Raw genomic sequence first — 8,582 nt, 5'->3', positions numbered from 1 at the left:
GCAATAGCCAGCTCAAAATTATTTGAGGCAGCCGTGAAGCTTAAGGTGGTGGATTGTTCATACGTGGCCCCCACCTTCATCGACAAAGGTAGATTCAAATTCAAAGTGCACCATTTAGGTTAATAGAGGACATGACAGCCAATCTGGTAATGTGAGGAAGAGCAACCAAGCCACAACCAGAAGGAGCCCATCATGTCCTACACACACTTAACACTGGAGGAGCGATATGTCATCTATCATTTAGTCCTTTACGGTTTGAGCCTCAGAGAGATTGGCCGATGCCTCAATTGGCACCATATGACCATCAGCCGGGAGATCAAACGCAATCGGCCGACCTATTCTCCGGACTGTGTATTTATTTTGCAGACCCTTATTCGGCATGGCAGCGAGGTTGTAATGAAAATAAAAATGGTTTGTTAAGAAAATACTTCCCAAAAGGGATGAACTTCAGTAATATGACCAACGAGGACCTCGCATTAGCTGTAAAAAAGTTAAACCGTAGACCAAGGAAATGCCTCTATTATCAGACGCCATATGAAGTCTTCTACAGCGCTATTCGTGGTGCACTTGCAAGTTGAATTCACCGGGTGCTAGCTTACCCGGAGACTGGGCCTTCAGCCTTCGCTCTTCGAGCTACGGCTTGACGAGTGTATGCCTGGCTTCTCATGAACCCGGCGTAGCTTTAGCGAAGACGAGCTTCAGACGGTCCCTCGCGGTTCCGCCCTCTTGAGCCGCCATAGCTTTCAGCGAAGGCCCTCTTGACGCGCTGTAGCCTTTGGCGAAGGTGGTTGCCTTCGGCTAGTATTTCTGTCATGTCTCACGACATTACAGGGTTCACACACAGGGGACTTGGCTTCGACAAGTTCAGCCGAGTCGCACCCCATAAGCCCTTCGGCCTTGAGCTCAGGGCCGAAAGGTTCACGCCCATGCCGGGCGTACACAATCAGATGCACTCTGACGGGAATTCAGTTGCGCTCCATTCCCGCAGGTGATCTACACGTTATGCCTAAGGAAGTATAAATGAGAACACTTCGATGTGGCCAGTGCCCGCCAGATTAGACAGCTTATCGCCGATCTTCACCGTACCGGGACGACAACCTTTCTTACCACACACTACATCGAAGAGGCTGAAAGGCTGTGTGAACGTATTGCTTTCATCGTTAAAGGTCAGATTGTACGGATCGACACTGTCACAAATCTTTTACAGCCGGTACAGCAAAGGAAAGTGATGTTGATTTCTGTCTCGAATTCGGCAAACGATCTCTATGGCAAACTTGCCACCGCCTTTACTCATTTTGAGTTTCAGCCTATTTCTACCGAGCAGGTACGCATTGAGTCTGCAGGGCCGATCAGCCTTGGTCCACTCTTCCGGTTCATTGAAGATCATAACGCTGAAGTTACAGAAGCCCGACGTCTAAGCCCATCACTGGAAGATGTATTTGTGCGGATCACCGGCATTGAAGCAAACGCCTTGAGAAAAGAAATCGAGAAGAAAGGCGGTGTCGCATGAAAAAATGGGTCGCTTTCTGGAACATTTTATTAAAGGACATGCGTGCTTACTATCTCAAACCGCCAAACATCAGTTGGGGGTTGATTTTTCCTGTAGCTTGGACAGGCATGTTTTTCATCAAATCGAGTAGTGGTTCGGAAAGCATTCCGGCACTGCTTCCGGGCGTGATTGCAATTTCTGTTCTATTCGGCACAACCTCCATGCTTGCAGTAACAGTTACATTTGAGAAAAAGAATCGGTCGTTCGAGCGTTTACTTCTCGCACCTATTCCGTTGAAACTTCTTATGCTGGCTAAGACAGCAGGGGCAATTTTGTTCGGTTCAGCCAACGCTATTGTCCCGGTTATTCTTGCTTTATTTCTAACAGATCTCTCTAAGATTTCATGGGTAATAGTATTGCCAGCCATCATATTGATTGCGATTGTTTCAACATTTCTTGGGCTCTTTATAGCAGTCTCTGTTAGCGAGGTTTTTGAAGCTCAGACTTTTTCAAATTTCTTCCGCTTTCCGATGATATTTCTTTGCGGCCTGTTCTTTCCTGTTGACTCTCTGCCGGTGTTTCTACGACCGTTGTCCTACCTATTACCCTTAACATACGGTGCTGACATTCTTCATGGTGCTATCAATGGAAAGAATATGATGCCGTTTGGTTTAAACTTTCTTGTCATTACATGTTTTTGTGCAATTCTATTTTACGTAAGCTTGAGGAACATAAACAAGAAATGGATTACATGAATCTGGGCATAATCGGGCAGCCGGGGGTATTTCTCCCCCAGGCCCCACCACCATACGCCGTTGCCGGAGCCTATGGCGATACAAGCCCAGCATGCGGGTTCCCGACAGGTCGGGATTCAGAGAGCCTACCGAGCCGGAGCTCGCAAGACTCTGAGGGCAAACCTTGATTTGTGCTCACCGAGAAAAGAAAATATAATGTCCATTCATCTAAAAAGTATCACACTACTGCCTGAAAAATACCCTACCCGTGAACACTATCCCTTTAGCCTGCCCCTCTTTCATCAAACCAAACATCTAGCCCTCGACACGCCTGTGACTTTCTTTGTCGGCGAGAACGGCACTGGCAAGTCGACCCTACTGGAGGCGCTGGCGTACGCCTGTGGTATCCACATCTGGCGTGCCCCCGCGGGCACCCGTTACCAAGTGAACGTTTTCGAAGGCCAACTCCACCATTATCTTTCCCTCGAATGGTCTAATGGGCGCGTTCCCGGCTCCTTCTTCGGCTCGGAGATCTTCAAGGATTTCGTTAATTTTCTGGATGAGTGGGCGGCATCGGACCCTGGCCAACTAAAATACTTCGGCGGCAAGTCTTTGGTGACGCAGTCACATGGTCAATCTCTGATGTCCTACTTCCGAAGCCGGTACCAGATCAAGGGCATCTACTTGCTCGATGAACCCGAGACGGCGCTTTCTCCACGCAGTCAGCTTGAATTACTCGAAATTCTAGGCACGAATAGCCAGGCGGGTCACGCCCAGTTCGTTATCGCTACGCACTCCCCGATTCTGCTCGCCTGCGCCGGAGCCAAGATCTACAGTTTCGACCACGTTCCCGTCTGTCCCGTGGCCTACGAAGAGACCGAGCATTACCGGATTTACAAGAACTTTCTTCAGGATCGACAAAAATATCTGTAATTTGACGCACTCTTTGCAGAAAGGAGGCTTGCTACCTATGAATGACAGCATCATTTGTTTTACCCTGGGATTGTCACAACAGGACATAGAGGCGGGCATCTTTGCGTTTGACGCCGTGGATCAAAGTGGAACAAGAGTGCAAGTGACCCCGGTTACAGAAGATTTATTGACCTCAACAGTGGGTGAAGCGGTGGATAAAAAGGCTGAAGCATTACGCAAAAATGAGGGAATAGACCCTTCTATCGGATTTACTGGAGCAACTCCGGTCTTCGGCAATTACCGTTCGGTGCTGATGCATTCGCAAGATAGACAGCAGGTGATGCAGATCCTGAGAAGTTTTAAAAAGGTATTACCCAATCCTCAGGAGGTGATTTTCGCTATGATCACCGAGACAGCTTGGACCTGGACATTCCAACACTATTTTGAACACCTCACCAACGAACACGAATATATGAAGACCCGTTCTCCTGAACATGATCCTGACATGAAACCGATGTAAATGGAAAAACTTTAAACTCATTCTGACAGACCCTTTTTGAAAGGAGGAACCGATGAGAGCATTAACAAGTATGCTGATCGGATTGATCTTTCTGGCGACTGCACCTGCTTTTGCTGAAAAACCTACATGGGCAGGCAAGAGAAAGCCCACAGAAAAACGGATTACAGGCCATGGCAAGGCGATGGATTCCCGAACAGATGCCGAAGTCGAAGAAATGAAAGAGGAGGAGAAAGCTGAGAGCGGGAAAAGATGGAAGAAAAAGGTTCGTGAGGAGCGCGGAGAAGCTGAGGAAACAATGACAGAGGCCGTGCAGAAGAAAGAAGATAAGGAAAATAAAGGCCTGGAAAAACAGCGCGAAAAGAAAGCTGAACAGGTTCAAAAAGAGTTAGATAAAGGCTCCGAAAAGGGGCAGGAAGCTCGTCAAAAGCGCAAAAAGTGGTGGAAATTCTGGGAGTAAAGAATTGCCTTTTCCTATGAACATCAGTTCAGATACAATGAGATCTTCCCTTCTTGATCTGTTGTTAGCACGGTGGAGGTCGCCTGACTTTCGGCGGCAAGGGAGGTCTTGGGGACTGGAATGATGAATCTGGGGCCGGATCACGATAGACGGCTGATATGAAGACGTAACGGAACGAATGGCGCCCCTGATGGCCTACTGGTAGCATTTCGCTAAATGCCACCATATGGGGATATGGAGGATTTATTATGAAAAAAATAGTGCTGATTGTTCTTGTTTTGTCTTTGTTCCTGAGCCACTGCTCGAATAGCAACCAAAATAATGACACAGAGGGTACGAATATGAGTAAGCAAAACAAGAGCGTTGAAAAGGCTACTTTTGCAGGAGGCTGTTTTTGGTGCATGGAACATCCATTTGAAAAACTTGACGGTGTTATTGAAGTGATCTCAGGTTATACAGGCGGTCATGAAGTCAACCCAACCTATGAGGAGGTGTCTCGGGGGTCTACCGGGCATCTTGAAGCCGTTCAGATTACCTATGATCCAGATAGAATAACTTATCAGGATCTGCTTGATGTCTATTGGAGACAAATCGATCCAACCGATGCAGGCGGATCGTTCGTAGACAGAGGTTCTCAATATAAATCCGCTATTTTTTACCATGATGATAAACAAAAGCAGTTAGCAGAAATCTCAAAGGGGAAGCTTGACCAATCAGGCAGATATGCCAATTCTATCGTTACAGAAATTCGGCAATTTTCCAAATTTTATGAGGCGGAAGAATATCATCAAGACTACTACAAAAAAAGTCCGTTGAAGTATAAGTACTACAGATATCGCTCAGGGCGTGACCAATATCTCAAAAAGACATGGGTCGACGACATGGATACCGCCAAAGCTCATTTCAAGAAGCCATCTGACAAAAAACTTAAAGAGAAGTTAACGCCTCTTCAATATAAAGTCACTCAAGAGGATGGCACTGAGACAGCCTTTAATAATGAATACTGGAATAACAAAAAAGCCGGGATCTATGTTGATATCGTATCCGGTGAGCCTCTTTTCAGTTCACTTGACAAATATGATTCCAAGACCGGCTGGCCAAGCTTTACAAAGCCAATTGAAACTGACGCGATTGCAGAAAAAGCAGACCGAAGTTTTTTTTCGGTTAGAACAGAAGTAAGAAGTAAACAGGCGGATTCACATCTCGGCCACGTGTTTGATGATGGCCCAGAACCTACTGGTCTCAGATATTGCATCAACTCTGCTTCTCTTAGGTTTATTCCAAGAGAAGATTTGGAAAAAGAAGGATATGGTAAATACAGGGGACTATTTGAATAGTTGCTAACCAGGAAATCAAGCGGACTTGTAGAGGCCACCGCCCCTTCAAGCTGCTTATTGCCGACCTCAAGTGATCATTAGGGATTTTCAGGACTGGCCCCAGACTGCAAAAGCGCAAGGCCACTCCCCCCATCCCGAACCCTGGTTGCCTCGGCACCCAGGATTTCGTAAAGGATGACTTCCCCCACGAGCCAGGTTGTGACACCCGGTCTCAAGCAGCCGCACATGGTCTGCCCCGCAGTTTGACGCCGATTCAGCTGTCGTAGTAGCCAAGAAGGCTACTATGGCGAAGTCGGCGATTGCCGAAAAGGGCCATTTATGGATGGACACCAGTCAGTCCCCTTCATACTCCTGGTAAATAAGATGGCCGCAGGACTTGCAGTGAGAGGCGTCTCTGTCGTGGTACCGGAGTCCGCACCCCGGACACGTAATGTCCCATTTTGTTGCCATGTGCACCCATTCTTTGATAATTTTGCTCACTTGCCAGGGGATGAGAATGATGCCGGAGAGAATCATCAAAACAGTCACCCATCTCCCGCCCTCCGACATGGGGGTGATATCACCGAAACCCACGGTAGTAAGCGCCACGACCGTAAAATAGAATGCGTCTCCGAACGTCTTCACCCCCGAATTCATGCCGCTCTCCACATAGAAAAACAGACCTGAAGAGATGAAGAATATCATGAATATAGTCAAAAAAAGCCTTACTACTTTAAGCACCTGCATGGTAAGGCTGCCGAAGAAAAAATCGGGATCTGCAGTAAATCTGAGAAACCTGAATATCCTGAAGACCCTGAAGACTCTTATCAACTTGATAAAGCCGAAATGAAGCGTGAGGCCGAACAAAGGAAGAATGAGAAGGGAAAGGGTGGGTAATATGGCTACCAGGTCAATGACGCTGTAAATATCCACCAACTGTTTGAACCTGTTTTTTGCGCCATAAAGCCTTGCCGCATACTCCACGACGAAGAACAGAACAATAATGATCTCCATGTTCCATAGCAGCTGCCTTGTTGCCTCGGAAACGCGATAGGTTTCAAGCACCAAGATGGCGCAGATAAAAAAGTTCAGGAAGATAAGAAGATGTCAATGATCTTGCCGAGAGCCGTCCTGCAATCAATGAGGTAGAACTGCAGGATTTCGCGGAAGCTGTGTGGCATGGAGCCATCTCCCTTGAAAAGGACTGGAACACGAAGCAGCGGTTACAGACTTTAAAGGGTATCTCTGAAAGTTTGGATGGAAGCCCCTCTTTCTCACGGGACGCTCCAGCCCCTATCAAACATCACGGCCTGCCCATGGCGCTCTTGTGCCACAACGCCCCCGTTATTTTTCCAGAAGCCAGGAAAATTCAAGGCCCGGGCCTACACATCGCCAACCTTCCTGTTTGAGTTGACTGCCCGTGGCCTTGAAGTCTACATCCTCCAACCTTTCTTTCACCTGGAGGTGTTCTTGGGCGTCAAACCAAAAGGAGACAGCCTGGCCAAATTTACTTAGAAGCACATACCCTCCATTTGCATGCTGAAACAGCCTTTGTGTGCCAGGATTCGCTTTCCCTGTCTCCATCATCTCGCTCCTCCCCGAGGCCATCATTATTCCTTCAGCTTGATGGAAAGATTGCCTTCTTCCACGCGGATATTTTCCACGCCGGCTGCAAAGGCGTGCCAGAAGCCTCTGTCGGCACCGAATTCTTTGACCAGGTCAACGTTTTTCAGCCCGCCGAGCCAGGCGTTTGGGATGGGAACACCACAGATGCTGACCCCTTTAAGCATGACAACCGGGTTCCGGTCATCATACCTCAGCTCCAAACCGGCGTTGACCCTGAGCGTTTTTCCACCCAGAACGGGAAAATCCGGATCCAAGGGGATAAGGAGTTTCGCGCTGGCAAGATCCTTGGAAAGATCGATGGCAAGTTTGTGGGCGAGATCGGTGTTTCGGGCGAGCAGGCCGTTTAGTTCGCGCTCGCTCAGTTTGATCTGCCGACTGGCGCCTGCCTCACTGTAGCGCTCCGGTTTCAAATAAGCCCCTGAGTTGCCACGAACCATCTGCCCGGAGTCATCATCCTTGCCGGATGCCGACCCTGCGGGCCCTCTGGCAGTATCCAGCCGCGCCAGCTTGGCATTAAGCACCTGCGCTTCCCGGTCACTGAGTTTAACCGGTTTGAAGTCCCCGGGAAATACGTAGGCCATTGTCACCAAGACCGTTGCCGCCGACGTTACGATGGCAACAGCCACGACGATGAGAAGTATCCGCAAACGACTGGACCGTCTTTTTCGATCCGGTGGGGTGTTTTGCATCGTGTCCGTGTTCATGGGCACCTCTCCGAAAAAGGGTGACTTGAAGGACGTTTTCTACATCTGAAATTTTGCCCTGTGGGAGATAATATCTCCAAACACTACATCGTGCAAGCCTTACCGCATAATCCTTCCCGGAGAATGGAGAATCGGTATGCCGGCAAGAAAACAACAACCCCTATAGGGTAACCTGCCGAATCAATGACAGATATGAGTCGAATGCCCTGCCCGACCCTGTAAAAGTTTTACCGGGGGATTACCCATAATTTATCCTTGATTTTAGTGACCGGTTGTATTAGCGGTTAAAGTGATTTTTTTGTAATGCAATCAACAAGTTATTTTCACATCGGCTCTGCCGGTGCCAAACGATGTCCTCAAAAATACGAGTGTCATGTCTTGCTTGCCGAGTACGTAAACATTATAAAAGCAACTGTTTTTTAATGATTTGTTGAGTCCACTAATTTATTCTCATAAATCCCCTGAATGATGCATATCAAGCGTTTTTTCCCCATATCGGATATACCAGGAAAAGTGAGCGAAAAAGCTCGCTTTTCTGATCTCAATATTTGGCGTTGGCCGGCTACAAGAAATTGCAAACCATACAAAAGGTTCGAATGTCATAGGCGTTTTCGTTCCATGATATTGCGCGTTTTCGCCTGCTAATCATTGATAAGCGTCGCCCCGCGCCGCTTAACGGGCGCGAGCTGCTCCGTCATCGAGTGTCAGTCGGCACTACGCGCCGCCTAACCCTCAATGGAGCTGACAGAACCGTCGTCTAACACACACTCTGCGCTTCGCTCCGGTGCGATTAGACGACGAACCTGCAGCTCATCTCGCGCCCG

The 8,582-nt window shown here is 48.2% G+C and carries 9 protein-coding genes and 1 pseudogene; 7 read left to right on the top strand and 3 right to left on the bottom strand.

The genetic code is table 11. The features are described 5' to 3' along the window. The first annotated feature begins 278 nt into the window (after positions 1 to 278). The 7 genes from JW883_11980 to msrB all read left to right on the top strand — a co-directional run bounded on the left by JW883_11980 (position 279) and on the right by msrB (position 5,449). Entirely contained in the window at positions 279 to 578 is a 300-nt protein-coding gene (locus JW883_11980; protein ID MBN1842983.1) for an IS30 family transposase, read from the top strand. 458 nt (positions 579 to 1,036) lie between these two features. Then, a complete protein-coding gene (locus JW883_11975; GenBank protein MBN1842982.1) occupies positions 1,037 to 1,510 on the top strand; it encodes a hypothetical protein in 474 nt (157 codons plus the stop codon). Further along, entirely contained in the window at positions 1,507 to 2,244 is a 738-nt protein-coding gene (locus JW883_11970) for an ABC transporter permease (GenBank protein ID MBN1842981.1), read from the top strand. Before JW883_11975 ends, JW883_11970 begins: the two co-directional genes overlap by 4 nt. A 195-nt stretch (positions 2,245 to 2,439) precedes the next feature. Continuing rightward, entirely contained in the window at positions 2,440 to 3,156 is a 717-nt protein-coding gene (locus JW883_11965; protein ID MBN1842980.1) for an AAA family ATPase, read from the top strand. Between the two features lie 37 nt (positions 3,157 to 3,193). Further along, positions 3,194 to 3,655: a DUF3783 domain-containing protein gene (locus JW883_11960; protein MBN1842979.1), complete on the top strand. Its 462-nt coding sequence runs from the start codon at positions 3,194 to 3,196 to the stop codon at positions 3,653 to 3,655. 52 nt (positions 3,656 to 3,707) lie between these two features. Continuing rightward, a complete protein-coding gene (locus JW883_11955) occupies positions 3,708 to 4,112 on the top strand; it encodes a hypothetical protein (protein MBN1842978.1) in 405 nt (134 codons plus the stop codon). 248 nt (positions 4,113 to 4,360) lie between these two features. Continuing rightward, positions 4,361 to 5,449, top strand: a complete 1,089-nt coding sequence (gene msrB, locus JW883_11950) for a peptide-methionine (R)-S-oxide reductase MsrB (protein ID MBN1842977.1) — start codon at positions 4,361 to 4,363, stop codon at positions 5,447 to 5,449. A gap of 333 nt (positions 5,450 to 5,782) precedes the next feature. Here the strand turns inward: msrB and JW883_11945 are convergent. From JW883_11945 to JW883_11935, 3 genes and pseudogenes are all read right to left on the bottom strand, one after another. Next, positions 5,783 to 6,609, bottom strand: a pseudogene (locus tag JW883_11945) (ion transporter). Between the two features lie 163 nt (positions 6,610 to 6,772). Then, positions 6,773 to 7,012 (bottom strand): hypothetical protein, encoded by a 240-nt coding sequence (locus JW883_11940; GenBank protein MBN1842976.1) that lies wholly within the window; start codon positions 7,010 to 7,012, stop codon positions 6,773 to 6,775. A 26-nt stretch (positions 7,013 to 7,038) separates the two neighbouring features. Beyond that, complete coding sequence (locus JW883_11935; protein MBN1842975.1) at positions 7,039 to 7,743, bottom strand: arginine N-succinyltransferase; 705 nt, start codon at positions 7,741 to 7,743, stop codon at positions 7,039 to 7,041. Positions 7,744 to 8,582: the final 839 nt, after the last annotated feature.

The organism is Deltaproteobacteria bacterium (assembly GCA_016930875.1).
Taxonomy (GTDB): Bacteria; Desulfobacterota; Desulfobacteria; order Desulfobacterales.
The sequence above is the reverse complement of the archived record's forward strand: the minus strand, read 5'-3'. Positions and strand labels throughout refer to the sequence as shown.

Excerpts from the sequence above, each read along its gene's own strand:
- JW883_11940 (MBN1842976.1), bottom strand. The coding sequence starts at position 7,012 with ATGGAGACAGGGAAAGCGAATCCTGGCACACAAAGGCTGTTTCAGCAT.
- msrB (MBN1842977.1), top strand. The coding sequence starts at position 4,361 with ATGAAAAAAATAGTGCTGATTGTTCTTGTTTTGTCTTTGTTCCTGAGC.
- JW883_11970 (MBN1842981.1), top strand. The coding sequence starts at position 1,507 with ATGAAAAAATGGGTCGCTTTCTGGAACATTTTATTAAAGGACATGCGT.
- JW883_11980 (MBN1842983.1), top strand. The coding sequence starts at position 279 with ATGCCTCAATTGGCACCATATGACCATCAGCCGGGAGATCAAACGCAA.
- JW883_11960 (MBN1842979.1), top strand. The coding sequence starts at position 3,194 with ATGAATGACAGCATCATTTGTTTTACCCTGGGATTGTCACAACAGGAC.
- JW883_11955 (MBN1842978.1), top strand. The coding sequence starts at position 3,708 with ATGAGAGCATTAACAAGTATGCTGATCGGATTGATCTTTCTGGCGACT.
- JW883_11935 (MBN1842975.1), bottom strand. The coding sequence starts at position 7,743 with ATGCAAAACACCCCACCGGATCGAAAAAGACGGTCCAGTCGTTTGCGG.
- JW883_11965 (MBN1842980.1), top strand. The coding sequence starts at position 2,440 with ATGTCCATTCATCTAAAAAGTATCACACTACTGCCTGAAAAATACCCT.